General features: G+C 69.0%; 20 protein-coding genes. 4 read left to right on the plus strand and 16 right to left on the minus strand.

Annotated features, from left to right (window positions below; all coding sequences use genetic code 11):
* Positions 1-13 precede the first annotated feature (13 nt).
* The 10 genes from GGR12_RS04275 to GGR12_RS04320 all read right to left on the minus strand — a co-directional run bounded on the left by GGR12_RS04275 (position 14) and on the right by GGR12_RS04320 (position 7,592).
* On the minus strand, positions 14-550 hold the full coding sequence (locus tag GGR12_RS04275; protein ID WP_183203133.1) for a CcdC protein domain-containing protein: 537 nt from the start codon (positions 548-550) through the stop codon (positions 14-16).
* 273 nt (positions 551-823) lie between these two features.
* Positions 824-1,831 carry a fumarylacetoacetate hydrolase family protein gene (locus tag GGR12_RS04280; RefSeq protein ID WP_183203134.1) on the minus strand — a complete coding sequence of 336 codons (1,008 nt, stop codon included), beginning with the start codon at positions 1,829-1,831 and terminating at the stop codon, positions 824-826.
* A 59-nt stretch (positions 1,832-1,890) separates the two neighbouring features.
* The gene (locus GGR12_RS04285) at positions 1,891-2,616 is read right to left on the minus strand and encodes a hypothetical protein (RefSeq protein WP_183203135.1); all 726 of its coding nucleotides are present in this window, start codon (positions 2,614-2,616) and stop codon (positions 1,891-1,893) included.
* A gap of 113 nt (positions 2,617-2,729) precedes the next feature.
* A complete protein-coding gene (locus tag GGR12_RS04290; RefSeq protein ID WP_343053146.1) occupies positions 2,730-2,990 on the minus strand; it encodes a hypothetical protein in 261 nt (86 codons plus the stop codon).
* Entirely contained in the window at positions 2,987-3,457 is a 471-nt protein-coding gene (locus tag GGR12_RS04295; protein WP_183203137.1) for a methyltransferase family protein, read from the minus strand. Before GGR12_RS04295 ends, GGR12_RS04290 begins: the two co-directional genes overlap by 4 nt.
* On the minus strand, positions 3,454-3,819 hold the full coding sequence (locus GGR12_RS04300; protein WP_183203138.1) for a cupin domain-containing protein: 366 nt from the start codon (positions 3,817-3,819) through the stop codon (positions 3,454-3,456). Before GGR12_RS04300 ends, GGR12_RS04295 begins: the two co-directional genes overlap by 4 nt.
* Positions 3,816-4,901, minus strand: a complete 1,086-nt coding sequence (locus GGR12_RS04305) for an isoaspartyl peptidase/L-asparaginase family protein (protein ID WP_183203139.1) — start codon at positions 4,899-4,901, stop codon at positions 3,816-3,818. The genes GGR12_RS04300 and GGR12_RS04305 overlap by 4 nt, the downstream gene beginning before the upstream one ends.
* Before the next feature lie 50 nt (positions 4,902-4,951).
* Entirely contained in the window at positions 4,952-5,659 is a 708-nt protein-coding gene (locus tag GGR12_RS04310) for an ATP-binding cassette domain-containing protein (RefSeq protein WP_183203140.1), read from the minus strand.
* Positions 5,656-6,654, minus strand: a complete 999-nt coding sequence (locus GGR12_RS04315) for an iron chelate uptake ABC transporter family permease subunit (RefSeq protein WP_183203141.1) — start codon at positions 6,652-6,654, stop codon at positions 5,656-5,658. The genes GGR12_RS04310 and GGR12_RS04315 overlap by 4 nt, the downstream gene beginning before the upstream one ends.
* Positions 6,642-7,592 carry a TroA family protein gene (locus GGR12_RS04320; RefSeq protein WP_183203142.1) on the minus strand — a complete coding sequence of 317 codons (951 nt, stop codon included), beginning with the start codon at positions 7,590-7,592 and terminating at the stop codon, positions 6,642-6,644. The genes GGR12_RS04315 and GGR12_RS04320 overlap by 13 nt, the downstream gene beginning before the upstream one ends.
* Positions 7,593-7,826: 234 nt before the next feature.
* Here GGR12_RS04320 and GGR12_RS04325 point away from each other — a divergent pair, with 234 nt between their 5' ends.
* Complete coding sequence (locus GGR12_RS04325) at positions 7,827-9,764, plus strand: peptide MFS transporter (protein WP_183203143.1); 1,938 nt, start codon at positions 7,827-7,829, stop codon at positions 9,762-9,764.
* Positions 9,765-9,871: 107 nt separating this feature from the next.
* On the opposite strand, the gene GGR12_RS04330 is transcribed toward GGR12_RS04325, so the two are convergent.
* Both GGR12_RS04330 and GGR12_RS04335 read right to left on the minus strand, forming a co-directional pair.
* On the minus strand, positions 9,872-11,983 hold the full coding sequence (locus GGR12_RS04330; RefSeq protein ID WP_183203144.1) for a TonB-dependent receptor plug domain-containing protein: 2,112 nt from the start codon (positions 11,981-11,983) through the stop codon (positions 9,872-9,874).
* A gap of 197 nt (positions 11,984-12,180) precedes the next feature.
* On the minus strand, positions 12,181-14,217 hold the full coding sequence (locus GGR12_RS04335; protein ID WP_183203145.1) for a TonB-dependent receptor plug domain-containing protein: 2,037 nt from the start codon (positions 14,215-14,217) through the stop codon (positions 12,181-12,183).
* A 170-nt stretch (positions 14,218-14,387) separates the two neighbouring features.
* Between GGR12_RS04335 and GGR12_RS04340 the strand changes: the two genes are divergently transcribed.
* Positions 14,388-15,368: a TraB/GumN family protein gene (locus tag GGR12_RS04340; protein ID WP_183203146.1), complete on the plus strand. Its 981-nt coding sequence runs from the start codon at positions 14,388-14,390 to the stop codon at positions 15,366-15,368.
* Here GGR12_RS04340 and tldD read toward each other — a convergent pair.
* The 4 genes from tldD to GGR12_RS04360 are packed head-to-tail and all read right to left on the minus strand — an operon-like array spanning position 15,365 to position 18,561.
* Positions 15,365-16,795: a metalloprotease TldD gene (gene tldD / locus GGR12_RS04345; RefSeq protein ID WP_183203147.1), complete on the minus strand. Its 1,431-nt coding sequence runs from the start codon at positions 16,793-16,795 to the stop codon at positions 15,365-15,367. The genes GGR12_RS04340 and tldD overlap by 4 nt on opposite strands.
* Before the next feature lie 38 nt (positions 16,796-16,833).
* On the minus strand, positions 16,834-17,613 hold the full coding sequence (locus GGR12_RS04350) for a GIN domain-containing protein (RefSeq protein WP_183203148.1): 780 nt from the start codon (positions 17,611-17,613) through the stop codon (positions 16,834-16,836).
* A 13-nt stretch (positions 17,614-17,626) separates the two neighbouring features.
* Positions 17,627-18,199, minus strand: a complete 573-nt coding sequence (locus tag GGR12_RS04355) for a DUF1700 domain-containing protein (protein ID WP_183203149.1) — start codon at positions 18,197-18,199, stop codon at positions 17,627-17,629.
* Entirely contained in the window at positions 18,196-18,561 is a 366-nt protein-coding gene (locus GGR12_RS04360; protein ID WP_183203150.1) for a helix-turn-helix transcriptional regulator, read from the minus strand. Before GGR12_RS04360 ends, GGR12_RS04355 begins: the two co-directional genes overlap by 4 nt.
* Positions 18,562-18,806: 245 nt before the next feature.
* On the opposite strand from GGR12_RS04360, the gene coxB reads away from it, so the two are divergent.
* Positions 18,807-19,817 (plus strand): cytochrome c oxidase subunit II, encoded by a 1,011-nt coding sequence (gene coxB, locus GGR12_RS04365; protein ID WP_183203151.1) that lies wholly within the window; start codon positions 18,807-18,809, stop codon positions 19,815-19,817.
* 23 nt (positions 19,818-19,840) lie between these two features.
* On the plus strand, positions 19,841-21,505 hold the full coding sequence (ctaD, locus tag GGR12_RS04370; protein ID WP_183203152.1) for a cytochrome c oxidase subunit I: 1,665 nt from the start codon (positions 19,841-19,843) through the stop codon (positions 21,503-21,505).
* The last annotated feature ends 23 nt before the right edge of the window (positions 21,506-21,528 follow it).

A 21,528-nucleotide genomic window follows, 5' to 3' on the forward strand; every position in this document is an offset into this window, starting at 1 on the left:
GTCCCCCGTAAGATCAGGCTTCGACAGCCAGGTGTTCATCGGTTCCGCCCGCCAGGATGCGGCGGGCGCGGATCCACATTTCGATGCGCTGCACGACGACCAGCCCCATCGCGAACAGCATGAAGGCGTCCTGGATGGCCAGCGGGTTCACGTGCCAGTCGGCCGCGTGTTGTTCCATCCACGGGCGCAGGGCCTGGCGGCTGAGCAGGAGGGCGACGATCAGGATCAGACCCAGGGGCGAGGCCTGGGCGGTTAACGATCCGTCCGCCAGGCGATGGATCACCACCATGCGGCCCCGCTGCCAGCCGAGCGCGGCGCCGAGCGCGAGCCCGACGGCGAGGATAAGCCACGACAAGGGGCCGAACGGCGCGGCCGCCGGTTGGCCGTAGGTCATGCTGGCCCACAGACCCAGGCTGATCAGGGCGACGATCACCAGGGGCATGATCCACATGCGGTTCGGATGCAGCGGACGCGGGCGTCGGTTCCGCAGCAGCATCAACGGCACGGCGACCGCCACCGCGATGAGCGGAATCATCTGTTCGTTGGTCATGCGTGCGACGCCCCCCCCCGCGCCCTTGAACGGGCGTGGACCTTGCCAAAGCTTAATACGGTCCGCGCATCCGTAAAGCGCGCTCGTCGCCTCTTCCTGTCGCAAGGAGAAGACGATGCGGATCCGACGACTGATGGCGGCCGCCCTGGGCGGCGTTCTGCTGTCCTGCCAGGGGCCGGCGGCGGTATTGGCCCAGGAGGCTGCGATCGAGGCGGTCGCAGGCTCTCACGCGGATCGCGCGTGGACGCTGGGCAAAGCGAACAGGCCGGCGGCCTAGACCTTCTCGACCGTCTGCTCGATGGCGCCGAAGATCGAGTGGTGCTTGTCGTCCAGCATTTCGATGCGGACGGTGTCGCCGGCTTTCAGGAAGCCGGTCTCGGCCTTGCCGCGCAGGATCGTCTCGACGGTGCGGACCTCGGCGATGCAGGAGTAGCCGAGGCCGCCTTCGGCGACCGGCTTGCCGGGGCCGCCGTCGGCGTCGCGGTTCGAGACCGTGCCCGACCCGATGATAGTGCCCGCGCACAGGCTGCGGGTCTTCGCCAGGTGGGCGATCAGGGTGCCGAAGTCGAAGGTCATGTCGACGCCGGCGTCGGCCTTGCCGAAGTCCTCGCCGTTCAGCTGCACCGACAGGGTCCCGTGTAGCTTGCCGTCCTTCCAGCGGTCGCCGAGCGCGTCCGGCGTGACGAACACCGGGGACAGGGCCGACGCGGGCTTGGACTGGACGAAGCCGAAGCCCTTGGCCAGTTCGGCCGGGATCAGATTGCGCAGGGAGACGTCGTTGACCAGACCGACGAGGCGGATGCTGGCGAGAGCCTCTTCGCGCGTCACGCCCTGCGGCACGTCGCCGACGACCACGACGATCTCGGCTTCCAGATCGCAGCCCCAGGCCTCGTCGGCCAGCGGGATCGCGTCGCGGGGGGCGAGGAAGGAATCGGAGCCGCCCTGGTACATCAGGGGGTCGGTCCAGAAGCTGTCGGGCATCTCGGCGTTGCGGGCCTGACGCACGAGGGCGACGTGGTTCACATAGGCCGAGCCGTCGGCCCACTGGTAGGCGCGGGGCAGGGGCGAGGCGGCTTCGCGTTCGTGGAAGCGGCCCTGCGGCACGCCGCCGTGCTCGAGGCTCTCGGCCAGGGCGCGCAGATCGGGTTCGACCCGATCCCAATTATCCAGCGCCGCCTGCAGGGTCGGGGCGATCAGGAAGGCGTCGGTGAACCAGGCGAGGTCGCTGGAGACGAGAACGAGACGGCCGTCGCGGCCGTGCTTGAGCGAGGCGAGTTTCATGCCTCAAGGCTTAGGCGGTTTCGGCGGAGGGGGAAACCGTCAGTCGCGTTATCGAGGCGCTAACCGCGCGCGGCGCGGCCCGACAGCTCCGCCAGGGCCGCGCGCATCTCGCCGACCCGGGCGCGTTCATCGCGCCAGTGCTGGTTGAAGGCGGCGACGGCCAGGCGCAGGGCGTCGGTCTGTTCGCGCGCGGTCATGTCGCGCGGTTGGGCACCGGGCTTTTCCGGCTTGTCCGCCTTTGCGGGCGCGGCGGGGGCCACGTTGACGATGGTGATGTTGCCGGCCGCCGCGGCCGAGGCGGCGGAAGCGCTGTCGTGATGCGCGTCGTCGTGATCGCCGTGACCGTGGTCGTCTCCGTGATCGTGGTGCTCATCGTGGCCATGATCGTGGTCGTGGCCATGGCCATGGGGGGCGTGGCGACGGCCGGCGACGGCGGCGCGCAGGGCGCTGACGCTGTCCGCCAGGCCTGAATCGGAGACGAACGCGATCGTGTGACCCAGACGGCGCTTGATGACGCCGAGCAGGTCCTCGGCCCGCGCCTTCAGGGCGTTGTCGTCGGCCTTCATCGCGTCCTTGGCGGCCTTGTCGATGACCTTCCAGATGGCGGGGGTGGCGTCGCCCTCGTCCCGGCGCGAGCGGGCGCCGTACCAGTAGCCCGCCATCAGGGCGGCCAGCAGGATCAGGAGGCCGGCGACCCATAGCACCGGGTCGGCGCCGAGCAGGATCGGGGCGTCGAGCGGGGCGTTGGCAGGATCGGCCGTGGCGAAGTCTGCGCCGTAGGACATGGGACTCCCCGCTGATGCGACCGCAGCGTGCGGCGAACGCATTCTGATCCGACGGCCCCGCTTGGCAATGGAAAAGGTTAACGACGACGCGAATTCGCGCGCCGGGCGAGCGGTCAGCCGTGGGGCGTGATCAGCGCGCGCGCTTCCGCGCTTCGGGTCCCGCCGACATCGCGGACCTCGATCTCGACCGAGACGGAGCCCTCGGGATCGTGAGCCCACAGGTAGCGGCGCTCGATCTCGACCTCGCGGCCAGAGGGTGCGACGCCGGTGAAGGTGTCGCCCCAGGGGGTGATCTTCTTGATGTCCGGCCACGGCAGGGCGCAGGCGGCGTCCAGCTCCTCAAGGGCCACGACCGAGAGTTCGTCATCATTCACAGCCAACGGCGCACCTTTGAGCGGTAGGCGTCGTAGTCGGCGCCGAATTTCCCCGACAGATAGCGCTCCTCGGGCAGGATGACGAACCGGTCGACGACCACCAGGCAGGGCAGCACCAGGGCCAGGGCGATCAGACTATCCATGGCGGTGGCGAAGCCGGCGTACATCAGGGCGAAGCCGATGTAGATCGGGTTGCGGCTGAACCGGTACAGGCCGTTTGTCACGAGCGCCGTCGTCGGCTTCCACGGCTCCGGACGGGTGCCGATGCTGCGGAACTGGCCGACGGCTACGCCCTCCAGAACCAGGCCGCCGATGATCAGGGCGAAGGCGGCGTAGCGGCGGACCTGCGGCTCCAGGCCGAGGCCGGGGTCGGCGACGACGTGCGTCAGCAGCCAGCCGACCAGCAGGAAGCTGAGATAGATGAGGGGCGGCGGCGCGAGGACGCCGGGGCGGTCGGGCGCGGTCATACCGTCTGGCCCTGCGGCGCAGTGAAGTCCGAGACGGGGGCGTCGCCGGTGTTGATCACCTCGGACGGTTCGAAGATCAGCACCTCGGCCTCTTCGTCGGCGGCGGTGCGATGCTCTACGCCGCGCGGCACGACGATGAATTGGCCCGGCTCAAGCGCGACGACGCGGTCGCGGAACTCGACCCGGAAGCGGCCCTTCCAGACCAGGAACATTTCGTCGGCGTCGGCGTGACTGTGCCACGGGAAGACGCCCTGGACCTTCACCAGCCGCACGTCCTGACCGTTCAGCTGCGCCGCCACGCGCGGCCGCCAGTGATCGGAGAAGGCCGCGAACTTCTCCGTCAGGTCGACGGCCTGGGTCACGGCCGCAGGTCCTCGTCGGCGTAGATGGCGACCTCGGCCGGCTCCGTGCTGGACACCGCGCCGCGGTACATGCCGGAGGTGTTCATGGCGAAGGCGGGCGTACCGTTCAGGCCCATGACGATGACCCCGCCGTCGCCGCGGATCGAGCCGACGTCGGCGATCTCGGCGTCGGCCGCGGCCTGCACGGTCGCGCCCTCGCGGGTGCGGTAGCAGATGTCCCGCGCCACGGTGGAGCGGATGAAGTACTCGCCCGAGCCGGTCGCCGAGACGGCGCAGCCGTCGGCGTTGGAGGCGTAGGTGCCGGCGCCGATGACCGGCACGTCGCCGACGCGGCCCCAACGCTTTGCGGTCATGCCTCCGGTGGAGGTGCCGGCGGCCAGACGGCCCTGGCTGTCCAGCGCCACAGCCCCGACGGTGCCGAATTTGCGCTCGTTCAGCGGCGGGGCGGTCCTCGGGTCAAGCCCGAGGATGACGGCGTCGTTGGCGGCCTGGGCGCCCGGAGCCCCCGCAGGGCGCGGCGGGATCGGCAGGTTCTGGCGGCGCAGTTCGGTCTCAAGGCCCTGCCAGCGGCGCTCGGTGAAGAACCAGGATGGATCGACCTGCTCCAGGCCGACGGAGGCGGCGAAGCTGTCGGCGCCCGGACCGATCAGCATGACGTGGGGCGACTTCTCCATCACGGCGCGCGCGGCGGCGATCGGGTGGCGCGTCGTGGTCAGGCCGGCGACCGAGCCGGCGGTCAGGTCGGTTCCGTTCATGACCGCGGCGTCCAGTTCGTTGCGGCCTTCGGCGGTGAAGACGGCGCCGCGTCCGGCGTTGAACAGGGGATCGTCCTCCATCACCTCGATGGCGGCCTGGACCGCGTCCATGGCCGAGCCGCCGCCGGCCAGCACCTGCTGTCCGGCCTGGAGCGCGCGGTGCAGGGCGGCGCGATAGGCGGCGTCCTGTTCCGGCGTCAGACTGCTGCGTTCGATCACCCCGGCGCCGCCGTGGATGGCGAACGACCACTGCGGCGCCTCCTGGGCGAGCGCCGGCGCGGCGAACAGGGACAGGGTGGCGGCGAGGACGATGCGGGTGCGGGTCATGGGCCGCAACCTCGGCCAGACTCGGCCCCGACTCAAGGCCGGAGCGGCGCCTATCCCACGGCCTGGCCGCAGCACGGACAGGCCGGCGCCTCGATGCCGAACAGGGCCCGGATGCGATCGGGGCCCAGCGCGCGCGCCGGGGCGGAGATGTCGATCCAGTCCGGGCCGATCGCCACCACCCGGTCCGCCTGGGCCGCGAACGGAAGGTGGTGGGTCGAGGCGATGACCATGCGCCCCTCCGCGGCCAGCGCCCGCACGGCCGCCTCGACCGCCTGGCCGTGGGCGGGGTCCAGCAGGGCGAGGGGTTCGTCGAGCAGACAGATGGGGGCGTCCTGAACGAACAGGCGGGCGATCAGAACCAGCTGCTGCTGACCGCTGGACAGCCGGTCGAACGGGCGGTCGGCGAGGTGGCCGACGTCCAGGCGATCCAGCGCGGCCCGGGCGGCTTCGAAATCCGCGAGCGCCAGACCCGGGGACCAGCGGCGCAGGGCCGCCCGACCCAGCGCGGTCAGGTGGAGGGCGGAAAATCCGGCGGCGACCGAGCCCGGCGGCGACAGATACGCCGCCTTGCCAGGGCGGGCGACCTGGCCTTGCAGCGGGGGCAACAGGCCGGCGAGGGTCTTCAGCAGGGTCGTCTTGCCCGCGCCATTGGGGCCGATCAGGGCCACGACCTCGCCCGGTCGGACCAGCAGATCCAGCGGCGGCAGGCGGAAGCCCTTCCGGCCGGCGACGAGCCGCTCCAGCAGCAGGCCGCTCACGATCGCCTCGATGAGACGACGAACAGGAACAGGAAGGCGGGGGCGCCGACCGCGGCCGACAGCAACCCGACAGGCAGCTCCGCCGGTCCGAAGGCGGTCGCCAGCCGGTCGATCAGCAGGGCGAACAGCGCGCCCGTGGCCATGGCGGCGGGCAGCAGACGTCCGGCCTGCTCGCCCACGACCAGACGCGCGGCGTGGGGCGCCAGCAGACCGATCCAGCCGACCAGACCCGCTACGGCCACGGCGGCCGAGGTCATCAGGGCGGCGGCGCACAGGGCGAGGATGCGCAAGGGGCGGGCGGGCAGGCCGAGCGACTGCGCCTGCTCGTCGCCCAGCGACAGGATATCGAGCCGGAAGCCGAGCCAGATCAGAATGGCCGCGCCGATCCCGGCCGGGATCACCGCCATCAGGGCCTCGGCCATCGTCGCGCGGGTAAATGAACCCAGCAGCCACCAGGTGATCGACGGCAGCTGCGAATAGGGTTCGGCGACCACGACCACCAGGCCCAGGCCGGCGGCGGCCAGGGCGCCCGCCACGACGCCGCACAGGATCAGGGCCAGCCGTCCGTCGCCGCTGCGGGTCATGGCGGCGCAGGCGAGGGCGATCGCCCCGGTCGCCAGCCCGCCCGCGAAGGCTGCGCCCTGGACCAGGGCCGCGCCGGCGCCCAGCAGCAGGGCCAGCGCAGCGCCGAGGCCGGCGCCGGACGAGACGCCCAGCAAGTCGGGCGCGGCCAGCGGATTGCGAAACAGGATCTGGAACCCGGCTCCGGCGCCGGCCAGGGCTGCGCCGCAGGTCATCGCCGCCAGCAGGCGGGGGCCGCGCAGGGTCAGGGCCAGTTCGGCGTCGGGCGATCCGTGACCGAACAGCGCCGCCGCCAACTGGTCGGGCGCGACACCCAGAGGGCCGGTCGCCATGACCGCGACGGCCGCAGCGAGGGCGAAGAGGGCGATCGCGAACGTCGCCGCCGTCGTCCGCGCCGCGCTCAGCCGAGCCACCGCGGGCCGACGATCTCGGCCGGCGCCATGCCGTACAGCCGTCGGCTCAGCACCGCCAGGGCCACCGATCCGCCCTGCGGCTCGGCCAGCCAGGCGCAACCCAGCAGCCGGTTGACCGACGGCGGCCGGTCGATCCATCCGAACGGCAGATCGGGAACCAGCAGGATGCGGCGGAACGATCCGTCCCGCCGCTTGCGCCAGGCGTAGCTTTCATAGGCCGCGCGCGCGAAGCCGGGATCGAGGGTGACGATGACGCCCGGATCCCAGGCGTTGACCTGTTCCAGCGTCACGCGGCCGATGTCTTTCGAGCCCTCGGCGACATTGCGCCACCCGGCGCCTTCGAGAACCTCGGTCGCCAGGGCGCCGCGGAAGCCGGTCTCCAGCCCGTCCCCGCCCCGGGCGTAGTAGAAGGCCGGGCCGGGGGGTGATCGCCGCCAGCTGTCGAGGATGGCGTCGGCGCGGCCCGCGAGGGCATCGCCGGTTTCGACGGCGTCCAGCAGTCGTCCGGCCTCGCGCAGCGCCTCGGGAATCTTCTCAAGCGCGCCGTCGATGAGTCGCCACTCGCCGCCCAGGCGGGCCTGCATACGTTCGCCGACGGCGCGGTTCTCCGGGTCGGTGTCGCCGTAGTCGATGATCAGCGACGGCCGCAGCGCCGCCACCGCCTCCAGATTGGCCTGCCGTCCGATGCCGCTGAGACCGCCCAGTTCGGGCAGGGCGGCGGCGCGGGCGGGGAGGGCGGTCAGCATGTCCGGCGCCGGCTTGCGCGGCCAGCCGGCGAGGCGGTCGCGGGCCACCGCCCAGATGAGCAGGGCGGCGGGCTGTCCGGCCGCCACCACGTCGGCGGCGGGGGCCGGGCCGGGGACGCGGTCAGGTCCGCAGGCCGCTACGCCGAGCGCGCCGCCAAGGCCGACCAGGGCTGTCCGCCGCGTCGTGGTCATTAACTCTTCCATACACCGTTGCGGCACTGTGCCGCGCTGTGGCGCCACAAGCCACCAAGGAACCAATTTACCCTTAACTCTTGTCCGGTCTTGCTCCGCGTGCTGCTTATGCCGCACGCGCGTCAGGTGGGGCGCAAAACAATATGGGAGTGAGCCGTTGAGTAAGACGGACGCAGGGAGCGCTGTCGCCGCTCGTGGCCGGGGGACTGCCGGCCGGATCGGTGGAGACCAGGCATGAATATCGTAATTATCGCGGGGCTGATCATCACCCTGCTCACGGGCATCCCCGTGCTGCTTCAGATTCTGAAGAACCATCCGCGGGGACTGATCATCCTGTTCTTCGCCGAAATGTGGGAGCGCTTCTCCTACTACGGCATGCGCGGGATCCTGATCTTCTTCCTGACCCAGCATTTCCTGTTCGACGACGCCATGGCGGGGTCGACCTACGGTTCCTACACCTCGCTGGTGTACCTGTTGCCGCTGATCGGCGGCATCATGGCCGACCGCTTCATCGGCACCCGCAAGGCCATCGCCTTCGGCGCCCTGTTGCTGGTGGCCGGCCACGGCCTGATGGCTTTCGAGGGCCGTCCCGCGACCGAAACCCTGACCTACGCCGGTCAGACCTACGAGATCTCGGCTGAAGGCCGCGGCGCCGAGCGCGACGTGGGCATCGTCGTCAACGGCCAGAAGTTCGCCTTCGGTCCGGCCGAGGGCGGCGGCATCGCCATCGCCGATCTGCCGGCCGGTTCGCCCCTGCCCGCCACCCTGGCGGAAGGGTCGTACGAGATGAAGCAGACCCGCGACCTGATGGGCGTGAACGTCTTCTATCTGGCGGTTTCGCTGATCATCATGGGGGTCGGCTTCCTGAAGCCGAACATCTCCACGATCGTCGGACAGCTCTATCCGCAGGGCGACCCGCGGCGGGATTCCGGCTTCACCCTCTACTACTACGGCATCAACCTCGGCGCCTTCTGGGCCGCCGTGCTCTGCGGCTATCTGGGACAGACCGTCGGCTGGTGGGCGGGCTTCGGCCTCGCCGGCGTCGGCATGGCGCTGGGCTGGGTGGTCTTCATGCTCGGCAAGCCCCTGCTTGAGGGCAAGGGCGAGCCGCCTAACCCGGAGATGCTCAAGCGTCCCCTGCTGGGTCCGCTGAACCGCGAATGGTCGATCTATCTGCTGGCCACTCTGGGCGTCGGCCTGGTGTGGTTCCTGGTGCAGCGCAACGCGCTGGTCGGCACCGTGCTGACCGCCGCGACCCTCGCCTCGCTGGCCTTCATCGGCTACGTCATCGTCGCGGTCTGCAAGACCCGGGCGCAGCGCGAGCGGATGATGCTCGCCGTCGTGCTGATCTTCGGCTCGGTGGTGTTCTTCACCCTGTTCGAACAGGCCGGCACCTCGCTCAACCTGTTCGCCGACCGTAACGTCGACCTCAGCCTGACGCCGGCCGCGTTCCAGATCTTCGGCATCACCGTCGGCACGCCGGCGCAGCTTGCAGCGGCCGGCATCGCGACGCCGACCGGCTTCTGGATCGACGCCACCATCACGGCGGCGCAGACCCAGTCGTTCAACGCCGGCTTCATCCTGCTGTTCGCGCCGATCATGGCCGCGCTGTGGGCCTTCCTGGCCAAGCGCAACCTCGATCCGAACCCGACCCTGAAGTTCGGCCTCGGCCTGCTGCAGGTCGGTCTCGGCTTCATGATCGTGGTGTGGGGCGCAGGCATGGCCAACTCGGCCTTCCAGCTGCCGATCGTGCTGCTGGGCCTGCTCTACATGTTCCACACGACCGGCGAGCTGTTCCTGTCGCCGGTGGGTCTGTCGGAAATCACCAAGCTGTCGATGCCGGCCGTGGTCAGCTTCATGATGGCCGTGTGGTTCCTGGCCAGCTCCATCGCCCAGTTCGTGGGCGGCTGGATCGCCGGTCTGGCCGGCACCGAGACCGTCGGTGGTCAGGTGCTGGATCCGGGTCTGGCGCTGCGCACCTCGCTCGAGATCTTCGAGAAGCTCGGCTGGGGCGGCATGGCGATCGGCGCCTTCTTCATCCTGATCAGCTTCTTCATCAAGGGCTGGTCGCATGGGGCCAATGACGCCGCCAACCACCCCGGACCGTCGCTGACGGACCGCGGTTCGGAAGACGGCAACGTCGCCAAGCCGGGCGCCACGACGCTCGGCTAACCAGGCGGATCACCGCAAAAAAGAAGGGCGGGGCCTCGCGGCTCCGCCCTTTTTTCATGCGCCCGGGGGAGAGCGCATCCAGTCTGGAAACACTCAAGACGCCTTCTTCAGAAGGTCTTCCTTATCTGGACGAAGAGCCACTGGCTCATGCGCGTGCGGCGGACCTCCCGGAACGACAGCGGGGCCACGTCACGGGGACCGGAATAGATGTCCCGGTCGTAGCCGATGGCCCGGTTCGTGGCGTTGCCGAGGTCCAGCCGCACGGTCAGGTCCGGACGCGGCTTCCACTGGCCGTAGATGTTCACGAACGGCTCGGACACGAAGGTGCGGATCTCGCGCACCCGGTAGTTCGGATTGCGGTCGGTGTTGCAGCCATGGTCGAAGCCGTACGACCACTTCCCGCCCTGCAGGTCCTGGTTGAAGGCGATGCCGCAGCCGAACGGCTGCTGCCCCTGCAGACGGCGCTCCTCGCCGGTGACCGGGTCGATGACGCTGGAGTCCGCCCAGCTGCCGCGGGCCTGGAAGCGCGCGTTGGGCATGCCCAGCTTGTCCATCGGCAGGGTCAGGCGGACCTGGAAGAAGTCGGACGTGCCGTCGCCGATATTGCCCACGCCGTCGAAGCCGCCGCTCAGCGGAATGACGTCGACGACGTCCTCGATCTCGGCGTGCTGCAGGGTGAAGTCGAGGACGCCTTCGCCCCAGAACCTGCGCTCGTAGAAGGCCTCGAACAGCGTCGACTGCGACGGCACCAGGTCGGGGTTGCCGCCCTCGACCTCGCCGATGTCGATGTCGGCCGAGGCGACGAAATCGCCGAAGTCCAGCTGGCTGACCTCCCGCTCGACGCGGAAGCGGAACTGCTGGCCCGACCACGGGGTCCACGTCGCCTGCACCCGGGGCTTGGGATAGACGAACGACTTGCTGAGATCGCTGTCGCCCGACTGGCTGATTTCGGAGACCTCGACCCGCAGGCCGAACTCGAGCGTGAATTCCGGATTGGGCCGCCAGGTCGTCTGGCCGAACACCTCGCCGCGCAGCTCCTCGACCTTGACCGCCGACGACGGCAGCGGAATGACCACGCCGTTCTCCTCAAACGCCGTGGCGCTGTCGAGGAAGTTGTAGGCGACCTCGCCGCCGCTCTCGACGGCCCACTCGTCGGCGGGCCGGTAGCGCAGTTCGGCGCGAAGGACGGACTCGCCCGCGGTGGAGTCCTCGGTGAAGGTCGAGCTGTCGCCCGCCGCTTCGGAAATGCCGGTGTAGTCTTCAGTCTGGACGCGCTGCAGGCCGGTGATCTCCAGCGCCGTGCGCGGGCTGAAGTCGCGAACCCAGTTGACCCCGAGTTCGCCGCTGTACTGATCGGACGTCTCGTCGTTGAAACTGTCGATCCCGGCGCCGGAGCGGACGCGCAGGTCCTGGGTGTTCTCGCTGCCGAACCAGCCGAGCAGGCCGTTTACGCGGAGCAGGCCGTCGGCGACGCGGCGCTGGACCGCGCCGGTGGCGCGCACGTTGCGGAACCGGTCCCACAGCTCCAGATCGGCGTCCTGGATCAGGTCGCCCGCCGGATCGTAGCGGCGGCGATAGCCGTCGCCGGTGCCGTCGGTGCGGTCGGTGGTGGCGCTGATCGAGCCCTCGATCTGGTTGTCGCCCTCGCGCCGGGAATAGCGGCCGGACACCACCGGACCGACATAGCCGTCGGGGTAGGTGTAGGCGTTGAATTCCAGCACCCGTTCGGTGATCGCGGTCCGCACCAGAACGACGTTGGCGACAACCGGATGGCCCTGCATGTCGATGCCCGGAGCGCCGCCGCGGATCAGCTCGATCCGCGCCACGCCGGCGGCGGAGATGCGGCGCAGGACCTGTTCGACGCTGTCGCTCTTTGTCGAGGGCGGCTGGCCGTCGATCAGGACGTTGCCGGCCGTGCCGGCCAGGCCGCGCGTGCCGCTGTCGCCCGGATTGAAGGCGAACCCGGGCAGGCGGAAGATCATGTCCAGCGCCGTATCGGGGCGGCTGTCGGCGAAGAAGGCGGGTTCGAAGACCAGCACGCCCTGCTGGACCGTATCGACCTCGGGCGCTGACGTCACGGGACCGGTCGGGACCGGCGCTTCGGCGGCGGTTTCCGGATCGGCCGTGGTAGGAGGCGTTTGCGGCGGGGGCGTCTGGGCCATCGCGGGCGCGGCCAGAACCGCGGCGGCGACGCTCGCCAGCCAGAACGCCTTGCGCATGAAACCCTCTCCCTGTTGCGGGAACGGTGCCCGCACGGCGTCGGCGGCTCCAGTTACAAGCCCGACAGGTGTGTTAATCGAGGACGCTTACTGGCGACGGATGGGCCCGTTGGGGTGGAGGCGAACGATCCGACTGCATTCGGATCGCCGCCTCCACCACCGGGCGCCCTCGCACGGGGGGTGAGCGAGGACGTTTCTCAGAAGGTCTTGCGCAGGCGCAGCGACCAGAAGGTGCGCGGATCGATCAGGCGATCCTCGACGAACAGGATGTTCCGCGGCACGTCGCGGTCGGCGTAGACCGTCCGCTCGATGTCGAAGTCGTTCCAGATGTTGACCTGGGCGCGCAGCGACAGGCCGGGCTGCGGCTTGTACTCGCCCCACAGCTCGAAATAGTCGGTGCCCTGCCAGCCGACGCGCTGGTCGGGGTCGAAGCTGGTCTGGCTGAGTTTGGGGATCCAGGCGGTGCCCCACTGGAACTTCCAGGACGTGATGTCCTGCTCGAAGCTGACCACGGCCTGGCTCGGGCGCACGCCGGAGATCGGGCGGATCTCGCCGGTGGTCGGATCGGTGACCTCGGTGTGGTTCCAGGTGTTGCGGAAGCCGAAGCGGCCGCCCGAGATGCCCAGTTTGGTGGTCGGGATGGTGATGTTCAGCGCCAGCTGGTCCAGCGTGCCGTCGCCGATGTTGCCGACCGCCGACAGGCCGTCGTCCAGCGGGATGACGTCGATGGCGTCGGTGATCTCGTCGTGGCGCAGACCGATGCTGATGATGCCGTCGGACCAGAAGCGGCGCTCGTAAATCGCTTCCATGATCCAGCGCTGCTCGGGCACCAGGTTGACGTTGCCGCCGAGGACGTTTTCGTCCTCCAGATCGGCGGAGGCGGCGAAGTCGCCGAAGTCCAGCTGGCCGACTTCACGCTCGAAGCGAACGCGCAGCTGGTTGTTCTCCATCGGCGTCCAGGTGGCCAGGAAGCGCGGCTTCGGGAAGAAGAAGCTCTCCTCCTGGGCGGCGTCGCCCGACTGGCTGATGGTCGAGGCCTCAAGACGCAGGCCGCCTTCCAGGGTCAGCTGGTCGCTATAGCGCCACAGGGCTTTGCCGAAGGCTTCGCCGCGAATCTCCTCGACCTTCACCGAGGCCGACGGCAGCGGCACCGGCACGCCGCCGACGGTGAAGGCCTGGGTCGTGTCGAGCATGTTGTAGGCGACTTCGCCGCCCATCTCGAAGGTCCAGGTCGCCGAGCGCTCCCAGCGTACCAGGCTGCGCAGGATTGATTCCGAGCTCGTGCCTTCCGAGCCGAACAGCTGTTCGGGTCCGGGCACGCCGACGAGGGTGGTCTGGGCGCTCGACAGGCCGTCGAACTCGTCCCACTCGTGGATCAGGCGGGTCTCGAGGCTCATCTTGGAGTTCAGCGGGCGGGTGTAGACCACCCCGAACTCGCCGCCCGTGACGTCCTCGTTGTACCGGCTGTCACGGATCACGTCCGGGCCGGTCTGAAGCTGGAATTCGTTCCAGTCGTTGATGCCGTAGCGCGCGGTCAGGTCGATCTTGCCGCCCATCAGCGGGCCGGCGTAGTTGCCCCGGATCGAGGTGCCGCCGCCGTAGCCGTCGTTGTAGTAGTCCTCGTCGCGCGTGATGTTGCCGTTGGCGTCCGTGCGGATGACGCGGCCCCGGCCGTTGGAGTCGCTGGACGAAATGCCGTCGCTCAGCGTCACGCCCCAGGTGCGCTCACCCTCGCGGGCGGTGAACTGGTAGGAGGCACCGTAGAGGTCCTGACCGCCCTCGAACAGGGTGCCGTACAGGTTGACCACGTGCTCGCGGCTGGACGTGGACTTCAGGATCACGTTCACGACGACCGAATAGCCCTGCATGTCGATGCCGGGGGCCCCGCCGCGGATCAGCTCGATCCGCTCGACGTTGGCGGCGATGGTGCGGGCCAGAACGTTGGAACCGGTGTCATTCTTCGACGCCGGACGGGAGCCGTTGATCAGGATATTGCCGACCGCGCCTTCGAAGCCGCGGGCGCCGGAGCCGTCGTTGACGGAGAAGCCGGGGACCCGCTCGACCATGTCCAGCGCGGTGTTGGGGCGGGCTTCGGCGAAGAAGGCGGGTTCGAAGACCAGTACGCCGGTTTGTCCGGCTTCGGCCTGTGGCGGCGCCTCTTCGGGCGTTTGCGCGGCCGCTGCGCCGGCGGTCAGCAGCAGGGCTGTCGTCGCCAGCAGGATGGTCTTCGTCATTGCAGGATTCCCCTCGTCGTGTGACGCAAGGTGTGACCGCGTGACGCAACCGTCTCCAGTTACAAGACGGACAGGTGGATTAAATCGCAGACAGCATTACAGCGCCGTCATCTTTGTGTTCTCATCTGGGTTGATCAATACTGCCTCTCTCAAGTTGAACGGGTGAGTTCGTGAAAGCCGTCGCTGTCTTACTGTCCGCCGCTCTCGCCCTGTCCCTGCCTGCATCCGGCGTGCAGGCGCAGACCGGTCCCGGGCCGACCGCCCAGGCCACGGAGCTGGATGAGATCGTCGTCCTCGCCCGCCGTTCGGGCGCGCCGATGTGGACGGTCACCCGGGGCGACAGCACCCTGATCCTCGTCGGCGCCATTCGCGGCGTGCCGCGGGACCTGTCCTGGCGTCCGGACGATCTGGAGGCGGCGGCCGCCCGGTCGGACATGATCCTGTTCCCGACGGAGGGACGCGCCTCGGTCACCGACCTGCTGCGGGTGCTCTGGCGGATCCGGACGATCTCCCAGATGCCTCAGGGCCAGACCAGCGCCGACTATCTGTCGCCGGACTTTCAGGCGCGGCTGGATGCGGTGATGGCGAGCGAGCGGAATCAGGACTGGCGCCGGTCCAGCCTGCTGATCCTCGGCTTCGACCTGATGAAGGACAAGGCCGGCTACAACGCGAGTGACGGCGTCAACGCCGCCGACGTCATCAAGCGCGCCGCCAACCGCGCGCGGGTGCCCGTGCGTCCGGTGGGAACCGTGCGCGGCGACGACATGGTCGAAAGTCTGATCTCGGCGCCGCAATCCACCCATGTGCCCTGCGTCGAGGCGGCCATCGCCGCCGCCGAGCTGGGCCCGGACGCCAGCCGCGAGCGGGCGGAGGCCTGGCGTGCGCTCCAGGTGCCGGAGGTGCTGGCCTCGCCGGTCGATCTGGCCGTGAACCGGTGCTGGCCGTGGGCCGATCCCGATATCGGACCGCAGCTGCGCCAGCAGTGGGCGGCGGCGATCGAGACCTCCCTGATCCAGCCCGGCGTCACTATGGGCGTGGCGCCCATCCGTCTGCTGGCCGAGGAGGGCGGCGTGCTGGACGGGCTGAAGGCCCGCGGCTTCGAGGTTGTGGGCCCCGATTGGCGAGACGCGCCGGCCGAGGCCGCGCCCTAGACGGCGGTGCCGCCGACGGTCAGGCCGCCGATCTTCAGGCTGGGCTGCCCGATGCCGACCGGGACCCCCTGGCCGCCCTTGCCGCAGACGCCGACGCCCGGATCGAACTCGAAATCGTCGCCGATGGCCTCGATACGGGTCAAGGCCGTGGCCCCGTCGCCGATCAGGGTGGCGCCGCGGACGGGCGCGGTGATCCGGCCGTCCTCGATGAGGTAGGCCTCGGTGCACTGGAAGACGAATTTGCCGTTGGTGATGTCCACCTGGCCACCGCCGAAGTTCGCGGCGTAGAGGCCGCGCTTCGTCGAGGCGATCATGTCGGCCTTCGAATCCTTGCCGCCTTCCATGAAGGTGTTGGTCATGCGCGGCATGGGCATGTGGGCGAACGACTGACGCCGGCCGTTGCCGGTCGCTTTCGCGCCCAGCTGACGCGCCGACAGGCGGTCGTGCATCAGCCCGACCATGATGCCGTCCTCGATCAGCACGGTGCGCGAGGTCGGCGTGCCTTCGTCGTCGATGGTCAGGGAGCCGCGGCGGCCGGCGATGGAGCCGTCGTCGACGACGGTCACGCCCGGCGCCGCCACGCGCTTGCCCATCAGGCCGGTGAAGGCCGACGAGCCCTTGCGGTGGAAGTCGCCCTCGAAGCCGTGGCCGATCGCTTCATGAAGCAGCACGCCCGGCCAGCCGGCGCCCAGAACCACGTCCATTTCGCCTGCGGGACAGTCGACGGCTTCCAGATTGACCAGGGCCTGACGCAGGGCTTCGTCGACCTGCCATTGCCAGCGATCGGGTGCGATCCAGGTCTCGAACCCGGCGCGGCCGCCGGCGCCCGAAGAGGCGCCCTCGCGCTTGCCGTCCTTCTCGACGGTGACCGAGACGTTCAGGCGCACCAGCGGGCGCATGTCGCGCACCAACCGGCCGTCGCCGCGCAGGATTTCGATCTGGCGATGCTCGCCGACCAGCGAGGCCGAGACCTGCACCACCCGCGGATCGCGGGCGCGGGCCCAGGCGTCGATCTCGGCCAGCAGGGCGATCTTGTCGGAGAAGGCGGGCGAGGCGAGGGGATCGACCTCGTCATAGAGCTTGCGGTTGGTCGCCTGCGGGGCCTCGGCGGCGACGCCGGAATGTCCCGAGCGGGCCAGTGCCGCGCTGTCGGCGGCGCGGCGCAGGGCGGGGCCGCTGATTTCATTGGCGTGGGCGAAGCCGGCCGTCTCGCCGGCCACGACGCGCAGGCCGAAGCCTTCGGTCGCGTCATAGGCCGCGGACTTCAGGCGGCCGTCGTCGAAGACGAGCGATTCGGATTCAGAGCGTTCGAGGAACAGTTCGCCGTCATCGGCTCCGGTCAGGGCGTCCTGCAGGATCGAGAGGGCTTCGTCGGCGCCGACCTCGGCGCTGTCGAGGATGGCGGGCGTGGAAACGGGGACAGTCATCTCGCCTAAGTAGGCGCTGACCGTCCCCGCGTCACGGGTCAGAACTGCTCGACTTCGCCCGAGCCGTCGATCGTCTGCTGCAGGCGGCTGGGACGACGCGTCAGGACGGCGTCGCCCGAGCCGGAGATCTGCACGTCGGCGCGACCGGTCGGACCGACCACGACATCGCCGCTGCCGGAGATGTCGACGGTGGCGTCGGTCACCTCCAGATCGTCCAGATCGACCCGGCCGGAACCGTTGACGGTCACATCCGCCCGGTCCGCCCGGCCCTCGGCTACAACCTTGCCCGAACCGTTGGCGGTCACTGTCAGGGTCGGCTGGTCGTAGTCCCGGATGTTCAGCTGGCCCGGCTCGGCCATCTGGAAGGTTTTCACCGCCGGTGCCGTAACGGTGATGCGCAGCGCTTCGGTGTCGCTCCACACATTCACGCCGTTGCGGTTCAGACGCACATAGCTGCGTTCCGGCTCGTCGGAGTAGGCCACGGACAGGCGGCCGTCCTCGAAGCGGACGCGGTCCACCAGCGATTTGGGACCGGTGATCCTGATGCCCGCCTCGGAACCCTGGACGTAGGTGACGCGGCCGGGCACGTCGACCGACAGGCTGTCGCCGCCGTTCCAGTTGATGGTGCGGACGGTGTCGGCGGCGGCCGGGCCCCGTTCGACGCGGAAGTGGGAGTTGCCGCCCGCCTCGTCGTCGGTGACGACCCAGGTCCAGTCGTTGTGGCTGACGTCATTGCCCGCCAGGGCGAAGGCGCCGGTGATGCCGGCCAGGGCGATCACGCCGCCGACGCCGGTGATGACCAGTAGATTGCGGATCATGTCAGGTCCTCCCTCAGGCCTGGACTTGCGGTTCGAGCGCGGGCTTCAGCACGCGGTAGTGCAGGCGGGCGAACCAGACGACGGCGTCGACCAGCCATTTGCCGAGGATCGCGGTGATCCCGATCAGGAAGACGCTGAGGCCGATCAGGCCGATGCCCAGCAGGATGGCTGCGAGCGCGCCGCCCGGAGGTCCGAAGAACGGGCCGCTGACCAGCACGAAGCCGCCGGCGACGAAGACGGCGATGCCGCTCATCAGGATGGCCAGCAGAACGCCCAGGACCGATGACAGGAAGGGCAGCAGGACAAGGATGTCGAGCGCGCCCAGGCCTATGGTGCCCAGCACGGCGCCGGCGGCCGAAGAGGCGCTTTGTTCCTGGCTCCAGCGGCGGGCGCCGGCCTCGGCGCGGAGTTCGCGGGCCAGGCGGCCCGGATCGCCGAGCGCGGCGGCCACTTCGGCCTCCGAACGCCCCGCGGCCACGCCGTCCTCGAAATGCGACTCATAGTCCGAGGCGATTTCCGCGGCGGTGGTCATGGGCAGGCCCACAAGGCCTTGCTTCAACCGGGCCATGAATTCGGCACGGGTCATTGGGCAGCTCCCTCTTCAGCAGGCGCGGCGACCGGTTCAGCCGGAGCGTCCACGATGGATTCGACCGCGCGGGCGAAGGCCCGCCATTCGCTGGTCTGGGCGTCGAGCGCTCCACGGCCGGCATCGGTCAGTCGGTAATATTTACGGGAAGGCCCGGCGGCCGATTCGACGAGATAGGTCTCGACGAGGCGATCGGACTGCATCCGCCGCATGAGCGGGTAGATCGTCCCTTCGCCCATATCGATCGCATCCGACAGGGTCGAGGCGATCTCGTAGGCGTAGCTGTCGCGCCGGTTCAGCAAGGCCAGGACGCATAGCGTCAGCACCCCCTTCTTCAGCTGGATCTCTATGGTTTCGGGCACATCAAGGTCTCCTCTGATGGCTCAAGGGGTATCGCAAGGTATCTTGCGGCGCAAGGTAGCTGGCGAAACATGAATGCGATTTAATCCGCCGCCCGAATGTCGCGGCTGCGCTCAATCGCTTGGCAAGCGAGGGAGGGGGCGATATGGACCCCGCGAAGTACCGCCGCGGGCCGAGAGTCCCGGCGCTTGTTTGCGATTCACTCGCAAGCGATTGCGACGAAACGGATTTAATGAGGATGTCTCGCATGGGGATGGGCACGCGGGCCCGGGCGATTATCGGTAGCGGCGTGGCCGCACTGAGCCTGGCTCTACTCGCCGCCGGGTGCAGCCCGACGGAGCCGGAACGGATGGGCCAGCCGACGCCGGGCGGCATCGGCCTTCAACCGGCCGCGTCGCCGTTGAAGGTGGAAGCACACCATTTCCACGACTGGATCCTGTTGCCGCTCATCGTCGGCATCTCGGTGTTCGTGCTCGGTCTGCTGATCTGGATCGCGATCCGCTACAACAAGAAGGCCAACCCGGTTCCGGCCAAGTGGAGCCACAACACCCTGATCGAGATCATCTGGACGGTCGTCCCGGTGCTGATCCTGGTGTTCATCTCGCTGTTCTCGTTCCGGCTCCTGTTCAACTACCACGACATGCCGACCCCGGACCTGACGGTTAAGGCCACCGGCAACCAGTGGAACTGGGCCTACGAATATCCGGACCAGGGCATCGCCGAGTACACCTCGAACATGCTGCCGGAAGACGAAGCCCGCGCGCAGAACGTCCCGTACCGTCTGGCCGCTGATCAGCCGATCGTGGTGCCGGTCGGCAAGACCGTCCGCGTTCTGGTCACCGCCGCCGACGTCATTCACGCCTTCGCCCTGCCGGCCTTCGGTCTGAAGACCGACGCCGTCCCGGGCCGGGTCAACGAAACCTGGTTCCGGGCCGACCGCACCGGCGTCTTCTACGGCCAGTGCTCGGAACTGTGCGGCGTCGACCACGCCTTCATGCCGATCGAGATCCGCGTCGTCACCCAGGCCGAGTTTGAAGCCTGGGTCGTCTCCAAGGGCGGCTCGATGACCCCGAAGACCCCGGAGCAGGTTCCGGGCGGCTCGTCCGCCCAGGCCGTCGCCGGCACCACCGGCGCCCCGACCGTCGCCCAGGGCGCCGTCGCCGCCCCGGTCTCGGTCCCGTCCGTCAATCCCGCGGCGCCCGCCGCCGCCACGCCGGCTCCGGCCGCGGCCCCCGCCGCGCCCGCCGCCGCCCAGTAACGATCCGCGAGAGCCCCAAGAACATGGCCACCGCAGCCGAAAACCTCGCCTTCGACCACGATGGGCACCACGACCATAAGCCGGGTTTCTTCACCCGCTGGTTCCTGTCGACCAACCACAAGGACATCGGCACGCTGTACCTGCTGTTCGCCATCATGGCGGGCCTGGTCGGCGGCATCCTGTCCGGCCTGATCCGCTGGGAACTGGCCGAGCCGGGCATCCAGATCTTCAAGGAAGGCTCCGTGATCCAGCAGCTGGGTCTCGTTGAAGCCTCCAAGCACGGCTACAACGTCACCGTCACGGCGCACGCCCTGATCATGATCTTCTTCATGGTCATGCCCGCCATGATCGGCGGCTTCGGCAACTGGTTCGTTCCGATCATGATCGGCGCGCCGGACATGGCCTTCCCGCGCATGAACAACATCTCCTTCTGGCTGCTGGTCGCGGCCTGGGTGCTGCTGTGCCTGTCGATGTTCGTCGACGGCGGCCCGGGCAAGGGCTTCGGCGGGGGCTGGACGATCTATCCGCCGCTCTCGACGACAGGCCACACCGGACCGGCGATGGATCTGGCGATCTTCTCGCTGCACGTCGCGGGCGCCTCGTCGATCCTCGGCGCCATCAACTTCATCACCACCATCTTCAACATGCGCGCGCCGGGCATGACCCTGCACCGGATGCCGCTGTTCGCCTGGTCGGTGCTGATCACCGCCTTCCTGCTGCTGCTGTCGCTGCCCGTTCTGGCCGGCGCCATCACCATGCTGCTGGCCGACCGCAACTTCGGCACCAGCTTCTTCAATCCGGCCGGCGGCGGCGACCCCGTCATGTTCCAGCACCTGTTCTGGTTCTTCGGCCACCCCGAGGTGTACATCCTGATCCTGCCGGGCTTCGGCATCATCTCGCACATCGTCTCGACCTTCTCGAAGAAGCCTGTCTTCGGCTACCTCGCCATGGCCTACGCCATGGTCGCCATCGGCTTCATCGGCTTCATCGTGTGGGCGCACCACATGTACACCGTCGGCATGTCGGTGAACCTGCGCGCCTACTTCGTGGCCGCGACCATGATCATCGCGGTTCCCACCGGCGTTAAGATCTTCTCGTGGATCGCGACGATGTGGGGCGGTTCGATCAGCTTCAAGACGCCCATGCTGTGGGCGATGGGCTTCATCTTCCTGTTCACCGTCGGCGGCGTGACCGGCGTGGTCCTGTCGAACGCCGGCATCGATTACAGCCTGCACGACACCTACTACGTCGTGGCGCACTTCCACTACGTGCTGTCGCTGGGCGCCGTCTTCGCCATCTTCGCGGGCTTCTACTACTGGTTCGAGAAGATGTTCGGCGTGAAGTACAACGAGTTCCTCGGCGCCGCGCACTTCTGGATCATGTTCGTGGGCGTGAACCTCGTGTTCTTCCCGCAGCACTTCCTGGGCCTGCAGGGCATGCCGCGCCGCTACGTCGACTATCCGGAGGCCTTCACCCTCTGGAACCACGTGTCGTCGGTCGGCTACCTCATCACCATGGCCGGCGTCGTCGTCTTCCTGGTCATGCTGGCTGAAGCCGCCATCCGTCGCCGCAAGGGTGTCGACAACCCGTGGGGCGAAGGCGCCACGACGCTGGAATGGACCCTGTCCTCGCCGCCGCCGCACCACCAGTTCAACGAACTGCCGGTGGTCAAGAACGACGAGCACTAAGGGGCCCGGCCTGGCCGGACCTG

Source organism: Brevundimonas lenta, assembly GCF_014196335.1.
GTDB classification, from domain to species: Bacteria; Pseudomonadota; Alphaproteobacteria; order Caulobacterales; family Caulobacteraceae; genus Brevundimonas; species Brevundimonas lenta.

Bases quoted from the DNA above. Each gene is read 5' to 3' on its own strand.
- GGR12_RS04350 (WP_183203148.1), bottom strand. From the start codon at position 17,613: ATGATCCGCAATCTACTGGTCATCACCGGCGTCGGCGGCGTGATCGCC.
- tldD (WP_183203147.1), bottom strand. From the start codon at position 16,795: ATGACTGTCCCCGTTTCCACGCCCGCCATCCTCGACAGCGCCGAGGTC.
- GGR12_RS04325 (WP_183203143.1), top strand. From the start codon at position 7,827: ATGAATATCGTAATTATCGCGGGGCTGATCATCACCCTGCTCACGGGC.
- coxB (WP_183203151.1), top strand. From the start codon at position 18,807: ATGGGGATGGGCACGCGGGCCCGGGCGATTATCGGTAGCGGCGTGGCC.
- GGR12_RS04295 (WP_183203137.1), bottom strand. From the start codon at position 3,457: ATGACCGCGCCCGACCGCCCCGGCGTCCTCGCGCCGCCGCCCCTCATC.
- GGR12_RS04355 (WP_183203149.1), bottom strand. From the start codon at position 18,199: ATGACCCGTGCCGAATTCATGGCCCGGTTGAAGCAAGGCCTTGTGGGC.
- GGR12_RS04335 (WP_183203145.1), bottom strand. From the start codon at position 14,217: ATGACGAAGACCATCCTGCTGGCGACGACAGCCCTGCTGCTGACCGCC.
- GGR12_RS04275 (WP_183203133.1), bottom strand. From the start codon at position 550: ATGACCAACGAACAGATGATTCCGCTCATCGCGGTGGCGGTCGCCGTG.
- GGR12_RS04280 (WP_183203134.1), bottom strand. From the start codon at position 1,831: ATGAAACTCGCCTCGCTCAAGCACGGCCGCGACGGCCGTCTCGTTCTC.
- GGR12_RS04330 (WP_183203144.1), bottom strand. From the start codon at position 11,983: ATGCGCAAGGCGTTCTGGCTGGCGAGCGTCGCCGCCGCGGTTCTGGCC.
- GGR12_RS04305 (WP_183203139.1), bottom strand. From the start codon at position 4,901: ATGACCCGCACCCGCATCGTCCTCGCCGCCACCCTGTCCCTGTTCGCC.
- ctaD (WP_183203152.1), top strand. From the start codon at position 19,841: ATGGCCACCGCAGCCGAAAACCTCGCCTTCGACCACGATGGGCACCAC.
- GGR12_RS04320 (WP_183203142.1), bottom strand. From the start codon at position 7,592: ATGACCACGACGCGGCGGACAGCCCTGGTCGGCCTTGGCGGCGCGCTC.
- GGR12_RS04285 (WP_183203135.1), bottom strand. From the start codon at position 2,616: ATGTCCTACGGCGCAGACTTCGCCACGGCCGATCCTGCCAACGCCCCG.